We start from the raw sequence: 17,730 nt of genomic DNA, 5'->3' as shown, positions 1-17,730 counted from the left end.
TATGCAAATTGACTAATTTCTGCATTTTGATATGCATATATGCATGGATTGGCGTTCGGTAAAATTTGATTGGAACAAGGCTCGGGCCTTTTTGGTGACAGCCGAGGAAGGCTCGTTGTCGGCTGCGGCGCGGGCATTGGGTATGGCTCAGACGACTCTTGGCCGACAGGTTGAAGGCCTTGAAGAGGAATTGGGTGTCATTTTGTTCGAGCGGGTGGGCAGAGGTCTCACTCTGACGCCGAGCGGGGTGGATCTGCTTGAGCATGTCCGCGGCATGGGTGAAGCAGCTGGACGCGTGTCTCTTGCGGCTCTTGGACAGACACAGGCTCTTGAGGGGACGATCTGCATTTCGGCCAGCGAGACCTATGCGGCTGTGCTCCTGCCGCCGATCATCGCAAAATTGCGAAGGCAAGAGCCGGGTATTCAGGTCGAGATTGTCGTTGCCAATCACGCCAGCGATCTAAGGCGCCGGGAGGCCGATATCGCCATCCGCAATTTTCGCCCGACCGAACCTGACCTGATAGCCAAAAAGCTCGCCGATGCCTATGCAGTCTTCTACGCCACGCCGGACTATATGGCCCGATTGGGCGAGCCTGTGCAGCTTGAAGACCTGAAGCGCGCTGACTTTGTTAGCCTCGATCACGCGGGCATGATGATGAACGCCCTCAATGGTATCGGACTCGGCCTGACCAAAGCGAATTTCCCGATCCTTACAGAGAATTATCTGGTCATGTGGGAACTGGTTCGCCAAGGCGCGGCGATTGGCATTCTGGATTCTGTCATCGGCGATGCGGACCCTGCAGTCAGGCGGGTGGTCCCGGACATGGACCCATTGGTCTTTCCGATCTGGCTTGTTGCCCATAGAGAGCTGACAACGAGCCGACGAATCCGAATGGTGTTTGACTTTCTCGCCGATGAGCTGAAGCGCGCGCCTGTCAAGAAGCCTTGAGATAGTCCTGCAACACCTCAACAACCAGCGCATGATCCTCGATCTGAGGCAGGCCGGAGACTGTCACCGTGCCGATCACCGCACCGTCTTTCAGTCGGATCGGAAAGGCTCCGCCGTGAGCGGCGAACTGGTTGTCCGGCAGCATGTATTTCTGCTCAAGGCTCTGCCCGGCCAATCGGCACGTCGCACCCATGAAGAGCGAACTGTGGTGAAACCGGTTCACCACCCGCCTCTTGCGCAGGATCCACTGAGCATTGTCAGGCGAGGTGCCCTTGAGGGCCATATGAAACAGGCAATGGTCCCCGCACGTAATATCAATCGCGATCGACAAAGACCGCTTTTCCGCCAAGGCGACCAGACGACGTCCCACCTCGTGAGCATCGGCAACAGAAAAGGTTTCGAACCGAAGGTCTTCCTCGTGGGCGGACAATTCCGCCAGAAGATCTGTATCGTTGAGGTCGGTTAGCTTGGCCATATCTCACTCCCTATTGTCTTTGCATTCGTCGCGATTTGATTTTGAACGCCCTTTGACCTTCACCCTAAGGGCTGCACAGTTACTTTGGCAAACGCTTCAGGCAACAATAAGAAAAAACGCCTCACGCAAGTTCCGATCTAAGCCACGCAATCAATTGGTCAACCGCGGCATGGCGCGTTCGCTTGGTGCCGCGGAATATGGAAATCTCGTTTGGTCGGCGCAAAGAAAGGCCTCCGAGCTTGCGCAACTTTCCCTCTTCCAGCATAGCCTCGACAGTTCGCCCCCAGCCAAGGGCGACACCCTGCCCTGCCACGGCTGCCTGAAGCACAAGCGGGTAGCTGTCAAAATAGATCATCTGAATATCTGACGGACGCGCTTGTCCGTTGGCGGCAAACCACTCAGGCCAATCGAACCAATCCTGCGGCACGACCCGATGGGACAAGAGCGGCACCTGCGTGATGTCTATCTCGGCGTCACCATCCGGCGATTGAGACACCAGCGCGGGAGCACATACGGGGAAAATTTCGTCTGTTGCGGTAAAAAGGAGCCGCGCCGAACCAGAAGCACGCCCTGTCGTTTGCAAAGCAACATCGAATGGTTCCCGTGCCTTGGTCAAAGGCTCAAGCGCACTGACAATCTGGAGCTGGATTTCCGGGTATTTCGCATGAAAACGCGAAAGACGGGGCATCAACCAGTAGAAGGCTTCACACAACTGACAGCGCAAGACCACGGTTTCGGGATCATTGGTTCCGGTGATTGTTTCGACTTCCGCTCTGATCATGGCAAGAGCCTCGGTGATCACCTGACCCAATCGTCGCCCCTCGTCTGTGAGGAACACGGCGCGGTTCCGACGTTCGAACAACGCGACACCAAGCTCGGCTTCCAGTTGGCTGATCTGACGGCTGATGGCGGTCTGGGTCAGACCGAGCTCGTCAGCTGCCTGCGTGAAACTCTCATAGCGTGCGGCAGCCTCAAAAGGCTTCAATCTGGACAGTTGGAACTGATCATTTTGCATGCGAATTAATCATGTATTTTTCATAATACTCATTATCTTGTGCGATATATTACATGCTTTCATGCACAAATGACATTCTTATTGTTCCCATCCGATCACCCCTTGAAGCAAGGACTCGGTGCTCTTTCCATCACGTGCGCCGTGTTGTTGCTATCGCTGTCTGATGCTCTCGTGAAGCTCAACAATCAAAGCTTCGCTTTGGGGCAATTGCTTCTCATCCGGTCCCTCGTGGCGATGGGGCTTTTGATGGCGCTTCTGCTGGCCTGCCAAACATTCCAGTCCGGTTTCTCTATCCGTGCGTTCCTAGTCGCACACAAACGACCTTGGCTCTGGGCGCGCAGCATGTGCCTTGCTCTGATGTGGGGCTGCTATTATGCCTCCCTGCCCTTCTTGTCTTTTTCATTGGCTGCGGCTTGCTACTATACCGCGCCGGTCTGGATGGCTATTCTGTCGTCTGTCCTGCTCGGTCGGCGCATGCGGGGGCGCGAGATTCTTGCGATCATTCTGGGGCTTTGCGGGGTCATGACGATCCTGCGACCCGGTCTGGAGAACGTTTCCATCGCAGCTATTCTGCCTTTGCTCGCCGGTTTCTTGTACGCGCTTGCAGCCATCATCACGTCACGCCACCTCAAACAGGTTCCCGCCCTTGTTGTTGCCATCAATCTCAATCTGGTGATTGCCAGCACGGCGGCGGTTTCTGTCGCAGGGCTGATGTATTTCGGTCCCGAGCATCAAGCGAGCTTTTTGCTATCCGCATGGTCCAGTGTGGATTGGAATGGTGGTCTCCTCCTTATCGGGCTTGGGGGCCTGCTGGCTATCATCACCTTTTTGGTCGCGGTCGCCTATCAGTCATCACCGGCTCCGATTATCGGATTGTTCGATAACGGGTATCTCGCCTTTGCGATCCTGTGGGGCATCCTGCTGTTTGAGGATTGGCCTGACCTCATCGCGTGTCTTGGGGTCATGCTGATTGGCGCAGGGGCGCTTCTGGCATCTGCGAGGCAATAAAAACGCCGGGCCTTGCTTTCAAGCCCGACGCTTTGTGTTTCATGTGCTAGTGAGGAAGAAACGCCCTCCTCTTCCCGCATGCCTTAGCGCGGGGACGTCCAGCCTTTGTAATCATCGATATTATCTGCAGTGATCAGCACCGGATCGATGAGCACAGTGTCCTTCTCGGGCACGCGACCGTTGAAGAAGTCGTAGCCCATTTTGAGCGCTTCACCAGCCATCACATACGGATCCTGAGAGGCAGATGCCTTGAGAAGTGCATCCGGGTCTTTCAGGGCTTTTTCGGTATCTGGAGCACCATCAACACCGGTGATGATGATTTCGGTGCGGCCAAGCTGCTTGGCGGCAAGCTGTGCGCCCAGAGCCATCGGATCGTTGGCACCGAAGACTGCGTCCAGATCGGAGAAGCGGGTCAACAGGCCCTGCATCACATTCATGCCGCCTTCACGCGCGGCAAGACCATTCTGGTCGCTGGAGACAACATTGATGCCATCATTTGCATTGAAGACATCCAAGCAGCCGTTGAAGCGGTCGTTGAGGGACGATGAGGACGGTCCTTTGATAATCGCGACATTGCCTTTGCCATCCAGTGCATCAACAATGTACTGGCAAGCCTTGGTCCCGGCTGCGATGTTGTCAGTCATCACGGTGACATCAGCCCCCGGCGCAGACACGTCGAAGGCAGCGATGGTGATGCCAGCCTTCTTGGCGCGGTTCACCGCTGGTGCGATGGCCGTGTCATCGACTGCGTTGAGCATGATGATGTCCACGCCCTTGGCGATGAAGCTGTCAATCTGGCTGACCTGCTTGTTGAGATCATAATCTGCCGAAACAGAGGTGATTTCCACGTCCGGATTGATTTCCCGCGCGCGGTCCTCGATGCCCTTGATGGTGGCAACAAAGAAGGGGTTGCCCAGAAGTCCGACAGAAATACCGATGCTGTTGAGCGGTTTGTCTGCGGCCTGAGCACCGCCAGTCACGATGGCCAGAGCGGTGGCTGCTCCGATCAAAAGTTTTGATGCAATACGCATGTTTTTTCCTCCCATTTGTAGTTGCTGGATTGAAAGAGCCCGTCAGTTGTCAAGTTGCACTCTTGCCGCGGAAGCGGTCGAGAGCAACGGCTACAATAATGACAAGCCCCTTGATGATGAACTGCCAGATATCCGATGTACCGGTTAGGATCAGGCCGTTCGAAAGGACAGCGATGATCAATGCACCGATCAGCGTGCCCGTGATTGAGCCGACACCACCGACAAAGCTGGTGCCGCCCAAAATGACCGCCGCAATGGCGTCAAGCTCATAGGATTGGCCAAGCTGCAATCCGTTGGCCGCATAAAGCCGCGCCGCAGACATCACGCCGCCAAGGCCGGACATAAGCCCCGACATGCCATAGACGAACAGCAGCACAATCGGCACCTTGATACCGGTCAGTCGGGCGGCCTCCTCGTTGCCGCCAACCGCGTAAATCCAAGTGCCCAGCACGGTTCGGCGCAGAATGAACCATGACAGGATGATCACCAGAATGGCGATGATCGCAAGGATCGGAACGCCCAGGATAGTCCCGTCGCCGATCACGGAGAATGGCAGATCGGAGTTGAAAACTGTCGTATCGCCCCCCATCAGACGCGCCACACCGCGCACCGCCGTCAGGGATCCGAGCGTGACAATGAAAGGCGGCAATTTCAAAAGCGCCACCAATGCGCCGTTGGCCAGACCGAACACAAGACCAATTGCCATACCGGCTGGCACCCCCAGCCATCCGATGCCGGGGACAAGCGAAATGACGACTGCGGCCATCGCGGAGGCCGCCAGTATGGAGCCGACGGACAGGTCGATCCCGCCCGTCAGGATCACATAAGTCATGCCCGCAGCCAGCACGATGTTGATCGAGGCCTGCTGCATGACAATGGACAAGTTACCGGCGGCGAGGAACTTGCCGGATAACAGGTGAAAGCCGATGGCCAACAGGATCAAAACGGGCAACATGCCCAGCGCCCTGATGAGCCCGCCGAACTGCGCGGACTTCTTTTTGTTTTCGGTATCTGAGGCGACGCTCATTTGTAACAATTCCTTCCCAAGCAATGCTCACGTCTTATGCTGATTTGGCTTTCAGAGAGCCGGTGGCCAGACGCATGATGGCTTCCTGAGCGATGGGGGCGTCCGGGCTTGCCTTCATTTCTCCGGCAATCTCGCCCTCTCGCATGACCAGCACTCTGTCTGCAACTCCGATGATCTCTGGCAGCTCGCTCGATATCATCACGATCGCCAGACCATTGGCGGCCAATTCGTCGATCAGGCGGTAGATTTCAGATTTCGCTCCCACGTCCACGCCGCGGGTGGGTTCATCAAGAATGATAACCTTTGGGCGAGCCTCCAGAAGTCGGGCGAGAAGCACCTTTTGCTGGTTGCCACCGGACAGGGATCCGACGAGGACGGTGGGGTTCTGTGCCTTGATTGACAGGGTATCGAAGGCCTTGTCAGCTCGCTTGCGCGCGGTGTTGAAATTGCGCATGCCCATCGCGCCTGCGTCCTCTTGCATGACGCACATGTTGATGTTGTCTGAAATAGACATTTCCAAAAACAGGCCAAGTTTCTTGCGGTCCTCAGTGAGATAGACGATGCCCTGATCAAGGGCGTGACTGGGACTGGTTGGCGTTGCATTCTTGCCATCGATCTCGATGCGTCCGGTCAGCGCCTTGTCCGCGCCGTAGATCATGCGGGCCAGCTCTGTCCGGCCTGATCCAACCAACCCGGCAATCCCGAGCACCTCTCCGTGATGGACGACAAACGAACAGTGCTTGACCTTTTTGTCGTCCCCCAGATCTTCCACCGACATGGCGATTTCGCCAAGGGTTTCATCGGGGTGATGCTCCTTCTTGTAGAAGGTTGACAGCTCGCGCCCGACCATCATGGAAATCAGCCTCTCGGCATTGATATCCTCTTTGTCCAGCGTGCCGATATAGTTTCCGTCTCTCAGAACCGAGCAGCGGTCTGCCAATCGGTACACCTCCTCCATGCGATGGGAAATGTAGATAACGGCAATGTTGTCCTTCTTGAGGGCCTCGATGACCTCGAACAGTTTTTCGGTTTCCCGGTTGGAAAGAGCTGTTGTCGGCTCGTCCATGATGATGATGCGGGCATTCGAGGACAGAGCCCGTGCAATCTCGACCATCTGGCGCTCCCCCAGCGACAGATCGGCGACACGCGTTGATGGTTCAAACTCGACGCCAAGTCGATCAAGTATCGGTTGCGTTTCCTGGCGCATGGCCGCTCGGTTGACCACACCACGGTTCGCGCGTTCGTTGCCCAGAAAGATATTTTCAGCGACGGTCAGATTGGGAGCCAGTGATAATTCCTGATAGATCACCGCGATGCCCTGAGACTTGGCAGCCTTGGGGTTGCCGGTGATCACCGGTGTCCCTGCCACCAGCACCTCTCCACCCCGATCCGAAACATAGGCTCCCGACAGGATTTTCATCAGCGTCGACTTGCCCGCTCCGTTCTCCCCCATCAGAGCATGAACCTCGCCGCCGTAAGCGGACAGGGCAACACCGGACAGGGCTTTCACCGTACCGAACGTTTTCGAGATATCGCGCATTTCAAGGATTGGCTTGTTCTGGTTATTCATGCTGCGCATCCTCCATTTTGTTCCGCCACCAAATAGTCAACTCCCTCATTTTCGAGCATACGGGCATCTTTATCGGACAGGCCGTCATCTGTAATCAGCTTGGAAATCCGGTCAAAAGGCACAGCAAGCGTGCTCGGACTATCGATGAATTTACGGCTATCCACCAAAACGATAACCTCTGTGGCCAGTTTGATCATCTCGCGGGTCAAGCGCACCAACATGGGGTTTGTTTCCAGAAGCCCAAACGCATTCACACCTTGCGCCCCGACGAAGAACTGATCCGCGTAGAACTGGTCGTCCGGCTGGGCTGCACTGAACAGGATACCGGGTTCGCGATAAAGCGCACCTCCGCCGACGAGCAACTGGCAATTGCTGTGTTCAAACAGATAGGCTGCAAGCGGCATGGATTGGGTAAAGATGCTCAGATTGCGCAGTGCGATCTCGACTCCGAAGTGAAAACAGGTCGATCCGCCATGGATGATAATGGCGTTGCCATCCCGAACCAAGCCGCTGGCTTTGCGTGCAATGGCCTTCTTGGCGTTGACCGCCAGATCACGATTTTCAAAGAAAGGCAAAGAGGGTCGGTCGCTCGTGGGCACGGGCATGGCCGCGATCCCCCCATGAACCTTCTGTCCCATGCCAGCTTCGACGAGTTTGTCGATATCCCGCCTCACCGTTGCCGGTGAAACACCGATGGTCCGAACAAGCTCGTGTACCGACAGGAATGGCTGCTGCTGCAGCAACTCCACGATCGTGCGATGCCGTTGCGTCTCCATTGTTCCCGCCCTCCCCTGCGGGATCAAATTTTGTCAGAGTGTGAACGATATAGCTCACAGCAACAACAGCACAGCTGGGGCGCAACAGTATATTCTATAAAAATAGCAGTATAATCTATATTAGCCGTAGAATGGATGACAAAATTCAATCACTGACTTGTAATTTTCGCAAGCAAATTGATACTATAGTTCTATAATGCCGCCACTACAAAATCCAAACAAACGTTTGCTTTCTCTGTAAAAGATGAAAATGAAGAGAACATTTTGCTGATTTTCCCTTCTGTATCGACATGTTGTTCTTTGTTATATTTGCATTATTCAATATATCATCAGAAAATACCAATGATTGTAAGTTTTTATCAACGCAACTAGAGAAAAAATTCCAACACCCGCCAACAGTCGGAGCGCAGGATCGGAGCGCTCCTTTCGATCGGTTGCCCGGGTTATCAGGTTGGCCTAGCCCGACTTGACAAAATGGCTTGTCCCGGCGACGAAACCGTCGAAATATTCTTTCATGCGCACCGGATCTTGTTGTTCCTCGATCTGCTCCGGGGGTAGAAACTCATCATGGAACCAAGGGTATGTGTTGGCGTTGAAGCAGGATGCGAGCCAATCGACAAAGCGTCTGTGCCGCGCGGATTTCAGAACTTCCGGATGGCACGTCATCCAGATATCAAGAGACAACCTGAGGCCGGGAATGTTGACAGGCTCGACATTGCCGCCGATGAGACGCGCATAGCTGGGCAACATACCAACGCCCACGCCTTTTGCGATCGCCCAATAGTGGGCTGACGAGAAGTTGGTCTTGATTGCGACCATGCGCTCGGCCACCCCCGCACCGAACAATTCTGCCAGATCGAAGTTCTTCGGCCGGTCGGCATCCTGTTCCACGATGCGATGCTGGGCCAGATCGACGATGCTCTTGGGCACGCCGAAACGCTCGATATAGTGTTTGCTGGCCCAAGGCACCAGATGCAGCTTACCAAGCTTACGCCGGATAAGATCGGGGTTGGTTGGCTCTTCGAGCTGGACGGAGATGTCCGCCTCCAGACGCATCACATCCACAGACTTGATCGCGCACTGTAATTCGATCCGGTTGATCCCGGCGACATCCTCGACAAACTCACTCAGTTGCGGAATGAGCCAGAAGGTGCCTAGACCTTCGGTGATGGCAACACGGATCGGCCCTTGCATTGTGTTGGTACTCGCAGATGCGGCCCGCCACAGATCGTGCATGGAATTCTGGACTTCCCGGGCAGAGACAACAACCCGCCGCCCTTCTGCGGTCAGCCTCAGCCCGTTCGGCTCGCGGAAAAACAACGGATAACCAAACTGATCCTCCATCCGTTCGATCGTCTTGCGAATGGTGTTGAGGGACATGGAAATGGTATCCGCAGCACCCTTGAAGCTACCTTTCTCTGCGACCGTGAGAAAGACACGGACCAGATCCCAATCCATATTTGCCCATGGATTATTCATTTATGCACATCCCCTAATCAACATTTGCTCACGCGAAAACACCAAGCACTACGATAGCATACTTCCATATTGGCAGAACCAGAGCAGGATGTGCAACATGATCCGACAAACACCATCAGACGACTTGGTAAATAAGAAGGCGCTGCAGCGAGCATTGAGCCGCGTAAAGGTGACAAATCAGGTTGACTTGGCAAATGTCTCCAGACTTCTCGTTCAGGCCGAAGCGGCGATTGGAGCTTTGACCAGTCCCGAGGTCATTTTGAAAGTCGCCGACCACAATCCTGACTCCATCTGGCTTTTCTCGCGCCAAAACGCCAAGCGGCCCGAAGGGTTTCATGCGTTTCTTCTGCTCAATGAAAAGGGCCGGCGCGGGCTGCTCGATGGCACGCTTGATCTGCAGGACCCTCCGCTCGACTGCATGGTCTGTCAAGGCGAGTCGCCTGCTCTGATCTATGTCTGGGCGCTCTATACACCGGGCATACTCGCTGCAGGCATGGAAACCATGCTCGACCATTTTGCCTCTCCACGCTACGCGCATGTTGATATGATCTCACGCGCAGCGACGGACCATGGCGAGCGCGCCATGCAGCGTCTCGGGTTTGTCAAAGGCTGCACACTTGACGGGTTCGCACATCCCGACCTTTTCATCTTGGCTCGGTCTTCACGCACCGTGCAATCACTTCGCCCTCGCTATGACAGCTATGAGCCGGGTCAGCACCGGACGGGCATCACAGTCGTTCACGAAATTTCCGATCTGATGAAAGTGGCCGCGATCCGCAGTGCGGTTTATATCGGCGAACAAAGCTGCCCCTACGCAGAGGAATTCGATGGCAATGACTTTGCCGCGACCCATCTGCTGGCCTATGTCGACGACGAGCCGGTCGGTTGCATGCGGCTTCGTTTCTTTGGTGATTTCGCTAAGCTTGAGCGTCTCGCGATCCGCAAGGAATACCGTTCCAGCCGCGTCGCGTTCCAACTGGTGCGGGCGTCTGTTGATCTGTGCCGCGCGAAAGGCTTCCGCCGGATTTACGGCCATGCACGCAAGGATCTGCTGCATTTCTGGAAGCATTTTGGCTTCAATGTGAAGGGCAGCGCAACAGAGTTTGATTTTTCCGGCATCGATTTTGTCGAGATGCTTGATGAAATCCATCCAACAAACGATGCAATCTCGCTGACCGACAGCCCCTATCGCATCATCCGTCCTGAAGGCCAATGGTCCAGACCGGGTGTTCTGGAAGGGCCGATGGCTTCAGCGTCATAACGTGTGGAGGACGCCATGAGTGATACAGGCCAAGTTTCGGAGCTGATACGCGATTTGACGTCCTGCAAGCAGCAGGCCGAGCGCATCGGGCTGGGCTTTCTGAGCGACTTGCTGGCTATGGCTTTGTTGGAAACCGCCTTGCAGGCGATCGGAGGCAAAGAAGCCTTAGCCAACCCGAATATGAGACTGGAGCGGTTGATAGAGCTTAAGCTCCGCACCGCGCTAGGAGGCGGTTCGGGACAGAATATCGTCCCCATGTGTCCCGAACCGCATTCCCCATTAAGAAGCAGGAGAGAATGGTCCGATGAATAGCACCGCGCAAGAAGCAGGCATCAATCTCAGTAGGCCAACTATCGCGGACATGGCCGAAGACACATATGTCAACATTCTCATGGCACTTGAGGGTGCCAAGGTGATTGGCGACGCCACACTCATCTATCTTTTGAAGATGTCGCTCGAACAATTGTGCTCGGAGAGAACGCCTTCCAAAGGACCGATGAGACGGCGCCGCTGATCAGGGTGTCGCTGCAAAAGCCTTGGTTGGCCCTCAAGGCACCGCATTGCGCCTAGACAGCCATCGCCTCCTGAAATGCAGCTCTTAGATAAGATGGCGTTTCCCGCACCTGATTGGGGTCCTTCCTGTGCTCGATCAATGCGTCAACAAGAGGGTCATCGTGCAGACGCATCCGCGCCAGTGATCCGAGCGTTTCGCAATGGGCGTCCCACGCCTCAATCAGTTCGTCTTTGGGAATTTTTTCCCAAGCCGTATGTGTGTTGCGATTGTTTGAATTCTTGAAGTAGAGGGGCTTTGGCACGCGCCGCAATTCCCCAAGGAGTGCCTGCTGAAGAATCCATGTCGTATCGACGCAATAATCGGTCGGTGGATTGTAACGCATTTTCAGCATGGGCCAATTCGACCGCTGCCGTCGCATCAAGGCCCGATAGCAATAGCCATTGTAGAGATTTTCCATCACGTGGCGCGTTCGGTCTTCAAGCTCTCCCAAAACTTCGGATGCCTCCATGATGCCGCCCGCATGCTCGATGTCGCTGTAGGCTGCGAACGCCTGTGGATTCTCTTCAAGGCAGGCAAGGCACTCTTCTACGTAAGTTGGCGACAAAACATCATCGTGCGGAAGCACCATGAAATACTGCCCCCTCGCCTTCGATAAAACGAAGTTGGTGTTCTGGACCCAACCCAACCGTTTGGGCTGGTCAATCACCCTTACCTTATCGTGGTCGCGGTAGCGATCCAAGGCCGGCGTGGGGATGCCGTCATCATTGGAGACCACGATCTCGATATCCTCGACCGTTTGCATCAGAGCGCTATCAAGCGTGGATGCAATGAAGGCCTGTGCGTCATAAGCCGGTATGCATATGGAAACCAGCGGGCGTTGTTTGCGAAACCAGGCCATATCTATCGTCCCCTTACCCGTTGGCTGCACTCATGGGCGCACCGAGCTGCAGAGGTATATTTTCCTGTTTCAACGCTCCAATAGCCGGGAGCCAGCTCAACCGATCCATAACTGTGTCGTTCATGCAATTTGCTTTGCGGATCTTGAATATCCGATTGCGCCCTTGCGGCGATAAAATCGCCAACAATGTGGGCATTTTCGAGCGGCTTGCTGGAAAGCAAAGCCTCGAAGGTTGTATCCATGGCTGAATAGCCCTTCCATGTTTTTAGTATTGCCTTTTCAGGGTCATCAATTCTTGGCGGTTCGTCCTTTGCTAGGTCAGTACTGCTGAAACACATTCCAACCGGATACCAACTGCAATAGTGCGTGTCTTCCACTGAGTGGTAAACACTGTCCCCAAAGGCCCCAAGCACCGCGGTGCTGTTCCTTGGCGGTTCACCTCCAAATGCCGCTCGGGCATTTTTCAGAACAACACCAAACTTGTAACGGTAGAACCATTCGCCGTCATCGGGGAAACCTGATGCGGCATCTAGGCGTCTGCGCCCTGCCCAAGCACAATTGACAATCTGGTCAAAAGGCCCCTCGTCACGGAGATCGGACGCTTCAAAAGTGACAAACCAGGCATTCCGTTCTGAGCGGATTTTCGAAATGGCAGTGCCGACCCGCACCTCAATTTTCGGATGCAAAGAGACACATTCGCGAATCTTTTGTGCGATTGCCGCGGGCCATACACCCTGCTCCGGGGTGCTGAAGCGCGCCTGAAGATTGGTGTTATCCGTTCCAGACCGCACGACCGGCTGCAAATTGCCCTGTCCCAGATACGATGCCGATTTGGTCGCCACCTGCTCTTTGAGATACTGCATGACCAAATTGAAATGGGCCTCGATGGCGTCGGCGGATAGCATGGACGAATTCGGCACGAGATAGTCGAACCTGTCATACAGCATTTCGTCAAACTCACGGGATGAGATCCATCGCTCCAGAACCGGTCTGAATTGCAGGGCGTCATCAATCATTCGCTTTGCTGTGCGAAAACTCGTATCCGCGGCATAGACAAAGCCCAGATGGATCTTCCCCTCGTTCGCGTACGATGCGCGTGTCAGGATCTCGGCCTCTTTTTCAAAGAGAACGACACTCCGGCCAGATTCGGCGAGTTCCAAAGCAATGAGGCAGCCGGTTAAACCACCACCAACAACAGAAATGGACATGAAGGTTACAAAAACACTTTTTCTATGGGGCCAATTATCGAAACGGGCTGAATAGAACAATCCATATCAGATGTTCAACCTCCCTTAAAAATCGGCAGGTGTTGTCAGTTTTATATCGCTTTGCCCAATAGGGTCAATGGAGTGCTGCGTTGATGACGACGCAAGTGTATCAACATCCCGACCGAGCGAAACCGTGAGAGCGACTAAGGTACACATCCAGCTCGATCTTGCAATCAGTGTAACCACGACCAACCAGTGTCTGGCCCTGATCAACCCTACTTGGGTGGTCCGGTTTGAATGCTAGCCCGTTCGCCATACCGGAAGGGCTATAAAGGGCTGCTATTCGCGAATACCCTCAAAGAAAGAGCACATGATTTTACGGGCGGTCTGAGTACTTCAGACCACCCGCACGGGTGTCCCCTCTCCCAAAAATCAATGTTAGTTGTGTTGGCCTGATCACTGACATTGTTACAAACGAGAGGGTCGTTGCTGTTTTGCCCGCTAGCGGCGCTCTCTGATCTCGGAAATGATGGCCTTTCCTATGTCTGAAATCACCTGATTTCGCAGCTCAAAAGCGGCCTTGGTTTGCGTGATGTAGATGGCCGCAAGATAGGTCTGGCCTTCTGGCGTTTGGATAAAGGCGACGATCCCCCGTGTGCCATTTCCTCCAGCCCCGGTCTTGTCTCCGATGATCCACCCATTCGGCACATGGGGGCGGATCAACTTATCAGCGACCTTATCATCAATCATCCACTGCTTCAGATGTTGAGCGGAAGCAGGTTGAAGGGCGTTGCCAAATAGAAGCTTGTCCAAAGAGGTCGCTATTGCGCGCGGACTTGTTGTGTCTCTCGGATCCAAGGGAGTGGCTTCATTCAACTCTGGTTCCCATCTGTCCAAACGGGTTGTTGTGTCTCCGATCTGACACAGAAAGTCAGTCAGGCCTTCTGGTCCCTTGACACGTGATAACAACAGGTTCGCCGCAGTATTGTCGCTCATCGTGATCGCCGCCTCGCACAAATCAGCGAGCTTCATTCCACCAGTCACATGCTTTTCCGTTATCGGCGCCCAAGAGAGCAGATCTTTTTTGCTGTAGGTAACCAACTCGGCTAGACTTTCTTGTCCGTCATCGACGCGCCTGAGAACCGCACCGCACAACAACGTCTTGAACGTGCTGGCCATAGGAAAGCGTTCATCGGCACGATAGCTGATTTCCCAGTCCGACGAGCCATCGCGCAGGATAACACCGATGCGCGCATCGAGCTTGCCTTCCCATGTCGAGACGGTCGTCTTGAGGCCCTGAGCCGCCACAACGCTGGACAACGTCGCACATAGGGCGAGGCTCAGCCCGGCGGCCCTGAGGAAAGAAAGGCAGTTTCTAGTCATTGATAATCTCCTATTAGCCTTATGCGGAAACACCATGCGAGTGATGTCCTGCACGGGGTCACGCTCAAGGGCAAGAGCCAACACGAGGTGTCGCTCGAACATTAAGTGATGTCATTTTCTGTACTATGGTCATGAGTTGTTCTAGGATCAAACGACTAATTTTCGTATGTAGCATTATATTGAGTCATGTAAGATGGATCGCCCCGATATTCCTCTCAACGCGCTGCGCACCTTTGAAGCAGTAGCAAGACAGGGCAGCTTTACAAACGCTGCAATAGAACTTCGCGTCACTCAAGCGGCTGTCAGTCATCAGATTGCGCGGCTGGAGGAGCTCTTGGGCTTTCAGCTCTTTCACCGCACGCGCGGAGGGCTTTCGCTTACGTCAGAGGCCAATCTGCTATTGCCCGTTCTCACCTCCAGCCTTGACCGCATCGGGGGTATGCTCGACAGGGTTCAGGGGCACCGCTTTGAAGAAACGCTGAATGTTGGTGTCGTGACCACATTTGCCGCGGGTTGGCTTTTAGAACGGCTTGAGGAATTCGAGAGCCTTTACCCAGAAATCCGCATCAGGCTATTCACAAACAACAACAGGGTGAATATCGCACAGGAGGGACTGGATGCTGCGATCCGGTTTGGTGACGGCAGGTGGTCAGGTCTTGAGGCAAAGCCGCTCATGACAACACCCCTAACGCCGCTGTGTGCACCGTCAGTTGCAGCGCGCCTTGAAGGGGATAAGACACGCCTGCCCGATCATGTTCTGCTCAGATCCTACCGCGCGGATGAATGGCCGCTCTGGTTCATTAAGACCGGGATGGTTCCGCCGCTTTTGGAAGGCCCCGTTTTTGACTCGTCAGTGGCCATGGCAGATTTGGCAGCTGGTGGATATGGCATCGCATTGCTGCCAGTCAAAATGTTTCAATCCCGCGTAGCTATGGGCAACCTTGTGCGGTGTTTTGAGGAAGAAATTGTGACGGGTAGTTACTGGATTACCAGGCTTTCCACGAAAGAGCCGAACCCGGCATATGCAGTGTTTGAAAGCTGGTTGATACAAGCGACTTCGTCTTGACCAAACCGTTGTCATGAATGGTCTGTGTTATCTGACTAAAAGCTTTTACCTGTATTCCGCACTATTTATGCTTTCGCAAGCGAAATGCTTAGCAAAACCACGTCCTCATTCCCGCCATTCGTGCAAGGCGCAGCATTTTTATCGACCGGACGACGTTTAGAGGGGGCGGCTTTAAATATCAGGTTCGCCTTTGGCCGCCGTTCAGCGATAGAGATCTGCCCGGCTTGGCGGCAGATTTGCCGGCCCCTTGGGATTCTTGCTTACCAGCACCTGATAGAGTCTGGCCGAGCCGCGCAGGAAGGCAAGCGATGAGCCGGACAGATAGGCGCTCCAGATGCGGTAGACGTCCTCTCCCACCAATTCAACCGCCCTGTCGCGGTTAGCCTCCAGCCGATCAAGCCAGAGTTTTGTGGTCCACTGATAGTGCTCGCGCCAACCTTCCACATCCATCACCTCGAACTTATTCCGCTCAAGGCTAGAAATGGTTCGGCCCAGATCGATTAACTCGCCGCCGGGGAAGATGTATTTCTGTAGTGCGCGCTGCTCGGGGCGGGAGGAGAAGCGGTTCTTTCCCTTCTGGCCCTTCTTGGCCTTGCGGGAAATGGCGTGGTTGAGAAACAGTCCCTTGTCGACGAGCAAACGGTTGATGGTGGCGCAATAGGTGTCGAGATTGTCTTCCCCGACATGTTCCATCATACCGACCGAGGCGATCTTGTCGAAGGGGCCTTCGAGATCGACATAGTTCTTGAGCTCCACACTGACGCGGTCTTCAAGACCCTTTGCCTTAATCTGTTCGCGGACATGGATCAACTGGGCATCGGACAGGGTAACGCCATGGGCATGCACACCATAATTCTCGGCGGCATGAAAGATCAGGGCGCCCCAGCCGCAGCCGATATCCAGAAATCGCTCACCGGGTTTGAGGCGCAGCTTGCGGCAGATCATATCGAGCTTGTCATGCTGGGCCTGATCTAGCGAATTGTTCCAGTCCGAGAAATAGGCGCAGCTGTAGAGACGCCGCTCATCGAGGAACAGTTCATAGAAATCGTTACCGACATCATAGTGGAACTGGATGAACTCGGTCTCGTCGCTCTTGGGCCGGTTTTTTCCATGGTCACTCTCGTCACCGGAAAAGGCCCGACCGGCGTTAAGGTCAACACCGGGAGCGAAGAGGAAGGCGGACAGGAAGGAAAGGATGGTGCCCTTCGGTATCCTTTTGAGGCGTTTGCGCGAAGGGGAAAAGGCGAATAGCAGGCCGACATCATAAAGCGTACCGCCCTTGATATCGATTAGACCCTTGATATAGGGGCGGATAATGCGGTCAAGGCCGGGGCGGCGCAGCAGCGACGCGATGACGCCCGGATCGGCGATCCGGATTGTGAGGTCGGGGTCAGGCTTCCTACCCAGCGGCACCCTCGTCCCGTCCCAGAGTTCAATGGCGATGTCGGCATCGAGTGCCTTGGCCACCTCGTCAAGAAGGGCAAGTGTTGCCTTCAGTTGCCGCTGCGTTCCATTTTGCCCTGTCATGATGATCCCGTCCGTTCGTTCCGGAGGCAAAGGATACCAGCCGGTTCCGACATGAATAGGCCGCAAGTGTCACCGGAATATGGCGGAGGAGGGAAACGTCTTCTTTCTTGTGTTGCTTGACCAATGGAACAATGACTCCTTCTCAGACAGCGCTCGAAAGGCCGCAGAATTGGTTCCCGCCATGCGAAAGGGGATTTTGGACGAGTTGCAGGCACTGAAGCTCCTTCAGGATCAGCCTGATAGTGCAGATGCCTACCGGGCTGCTCAAGAGATCGTCAAAAAGCGAGGTCTCGAATTTGCCCCCCATGCGATTGTGCTAGACCATCCGATCCAGAGGTGGTCCTGGTTTCTAAACCAGTTTGCAGCCCAAATCAGGTGGGTCGGGTTTTCACATCAGGATGCTAGTCTCTCCATACCATTCGTCGTGTCATATGCCTCACTCGGTTCCGCAGGATCGAGAGACCTTTGAACGAATTTTATTCGAAAACTGATGCATCTGGTATTATTGATCGAATAAACAGAACTCGCTTCTCGCACCCATCC

At 54.6% G+C, this 17,730-nt stretch carries 17 protein-coding genes; 6 read left to right on the top strand and 11 right to left on the bottom strand.

Annotated features, from left to right (window positions below; all coding sequences use genetic code 11):
• The first annotated feature begins 43 nt into the window (after positions 1-43).
• Positions 44-949 carry a LysR family transcriptional regulator gene (locus tag CPH65_RS17295; RefSeq protein ID WP_197703878.1) on the top strand — a complete coding sequence of 302 codons (906 nt, stop codon included), beginning with the start codon at positions 44-46 and terminating at the stop codon, positions 947-949.
• Here the strand turns inward: CPH65_RS17295 and CPH65_RS17290 are convergent.
• Together CPH65_RS17290 and CPH65_RS17285 are read right to left on the bottom strand one after the other, a co-directional pair.
• Positions 936-1,424, bottom strand: coding sequence for a heme-degrading domain-containing protein (locus CPH65_RS17290; protein ID WP_096175011.1), 489 nt, complete (start codon positions 1,422-1,424; stop codon positions 936-938). The genes CPH65_RS17295 and CPH65_RS17290 overlap by 14 nt on opposite strands.
• Before the next feature lie 121 nt (positions 1,425-1,545).
• A complete protein-coding gene (locus CPH65_RS17285; RefSeq protein ID WP_096175010.1) occupies positions 1,546-2,439 on the bottom strand; it encodes a LysR family transcriptional regulator in 894 nt (297 codons plus the stop codon).
• Positions 2,440-2,541: 102 nt separating this feature from the next.
• Between CPH65_RS17285 and CPH65_RS17280 the strand changes: the two genes are divergently transcribed.
• Positions 2,542-3,447 (top strand): DMT family transporter, encoded by a 906-nt coding sequence (locus tag CPH65_RS17280; protein WP_197703877.1) that lies wholly within the window; start codon positions 2,542-2,544, stop codon positions 3,445-3,447.
• Between the two features lie 83 nt (positions 3,448-3,530).
• On the opposite strand, the gene CPH65_RS17275 is transcribed toward CPH65_RS17280, so the two are convergent.
• The 5 genes from CPH65_RS17275 to CPH65_RS17255 all read right to left on the bottom strand — a co-directional run bounded on the left by CPH65_RS17275 (position 3,531) and on the right by CPH65_RS17255 (position 9,330).
• Positions 3,531-4,478, bottom strand: a complete 948-nt coding sequence (locus CPH65_RS17275) for an ABC transporter substrate-binding protein (protein ID WP_096175008.1) — start codon at positions 4,476-4,478, stop codon at positions 3,531-3,533.
• A 49-nt stretch (positions 4,479-4,527) separates the two neighbouring features.
• Positions 4,528-5,505 carry a ribose ABC transporter permease gene (locus tag CPH65_RS17270; RefSeq protein WP_096175007.1) on the bottom strand — a complete coding sequence of 326 codons (978 nt, stop codon included), beginning with the start codon at positions 5,503-5,505 and terminating at the stop codon, positions 4,528-4,530.
• A gap of 34 nt (positions 5,506-5,539) precedes the next feature.
• Complete coding sequence (locus CPH65_RS17265) at positions 5,540-7,084, bottom strand: sugar ABC transporter ATP-binding protein (protein WP_096175006.1); 1,545 nt, start codon at positions 7,082-7,084, stop codon at positions 5,540-5,542.
• Entirely contained in the window at positions 7,072-7,851 is a 780-nt protein-coding gene (locus tag CPH65_RS17260) for a DeoR/GlpR family DNA-binding transcription regulator (RefSeq protein ID WP_096175005.1), read from the bottom strand. The genes CPH65_RS17265 and CPH65_RS17260 overlap by 13 nt, the downstream gene beginning before the upstream one ends.
• A gap of 456 nt (positions 7,852-8,307) precedes the next feature.
• On the bottom strand, positions 8,308-9,330 hold the full coding sequence (locus tag CPH65_RS17255; protein ID WP_096175004.1) for a LysR family transcriptional regulator: 1,023 nt from the start codon (positions 9,328-9,330) through the stop codon (positions 8,308-8,310).
• A 169-nt stretch (positions 9,331-9,499) separates the two neighbouring features.
• Between CPH65_RS17255 and CPH65_RS17250 the strand changes: the two genes are divergently transcribed.
• Genes CPH65_RS17250 through CPH65_RS17240 form a run of 3 tightly spaced genes read left to right on the top strand, consistent with a single transcriptional unit; the run spans position 9,500 to position 11,105 of the window.
• Positions 9,500-10,591 (top strand): GNAT family N-acetyltransferase, encoded by a 1,092-nt coding sequence (locus CPH65_RS17250; protein ID WP_172891541.1) that lies wholly within the window; start codon positions 9,500-9,502, stop codon positions 10,589-10,591.
• Between the two features lie 15 nt (positions 10,592-10,606).
• On the top strand, positions 10,607-10,903 hold the full coding sequence (locus tag CPH65_RS17245) for a hypothetical protein (RefSeq protein ID WP_096175002.1): 297 nt from the start codon (positions 10,607-10,609) through the stop codon (positions 10,901-10,903).
• Positions 10,896-11,105, top strand: a complete 210-nt coding sequence (locus CPH65_RS17240; RefSeq protein WP_096175001.1) for a hypothetical protein — start codon at positions 10,896-10,898, stop codon at positions 11,103-11,105. Before CPH65_RS17245 ends, CPH65_RS17240 begins: the two co-directional genes overlap by 8 nt.
• Before the next feature lie 52 nt (positions 11,106-11,157).
• On the opposite strand, the gene CPH65_RS17235 is transcribed toward CPH65_RS17240, so the two are convergent.
• The 3 genes from CPH65_RS17235 to bla all read right to left on the bottom strand — a co-directional run bounded on the left by CPH65_RS17235 (position 11,158) and on the right by bla (position 14,594).
• On the bottom strand, positions 11,158-12,003 hold the full coding sequence (locus CPH65_RS17235; RefSeq protein WP_096175000.1) for a glycosyltransferase family A protein: 846 nt from the start codon (positions 12,001-12,003) through the stop codon (positions 11,158-11,160).
• A 2-nt stretch (positions 12,004-12,005) separates the two neighbouring features.
• Complete coding sequence (locus tag CPH65_RS17230) at positions 12,006-13,271, bottom strand: FAD-dependent oxidoreductase (RefSeq protein ID WP_157747767.1); 1,266 nt, start codon at positions 13,269-13,271, stop codon at positions 12,006-12,008.
• 441 nt (positions 13,272-13,712) lie between these two features.
• Positions 13,713-14,594, bottom strand: coding sequence for a class A beta-lactamase (bla, locus tag CPH65_RS17225; protein ID WP_096174998.1), 882 nt, complete (start codon positions 14,592-14,594; stop codon positions 13,713-13,715).
• A gap of 193 nt (positions 14,595-14,787) precedes the next feature.
• Between bla and CPH65_RS17220 the strand changes: the two genes are divergently transcribed.
• The gene (locus CPH65_RS17220; RefSeq protein WP_096174997.1) at positions 14,788-15,660 is read left to right on the top strand and encodes a LysR family transcriptional regulator; all 873 of its coding nucleotides are present in this window, start codon (positions 14,788-14,790) and stop codon (positions 15,658-15,660) included.
• A gap of 201 nt (positions 15,661-15,861) precedes the next feature.
• Here CPH65_RS17220 and CPH65_RS17215 read toward each other — a convergent pair whose 3' ends face one another.
• The gene (locus tag CPH65_RS17215; protein ID WP_096174996.1) at positions 15,862-17,187 is read right to left on the bottom strand and encodes a class I SAM-dependent methyltransferase; all 1,326 of its coding nucleotides are present in this window, start codon (positions 17,185-17,187) and stop codon (positions 15,862-15,864) included.
• Positions 17,188-17,730 lie beyond the last annotated feature (543 nt).

This window comes from Cohaesibacter sp. ES.047, from assembly GCF_900215505.1.
Taxonomy (GTDB): Bacteria; Pseudomonadota; Alphaproteobacteria; order Rhizobiales; family Cohaesibacteraceae; genus Cohaesibacter.
Note: the sequence above shows the minus strand (reverse complement) of the source record. Positions and strands in the feature narration are given on the sequence as shown.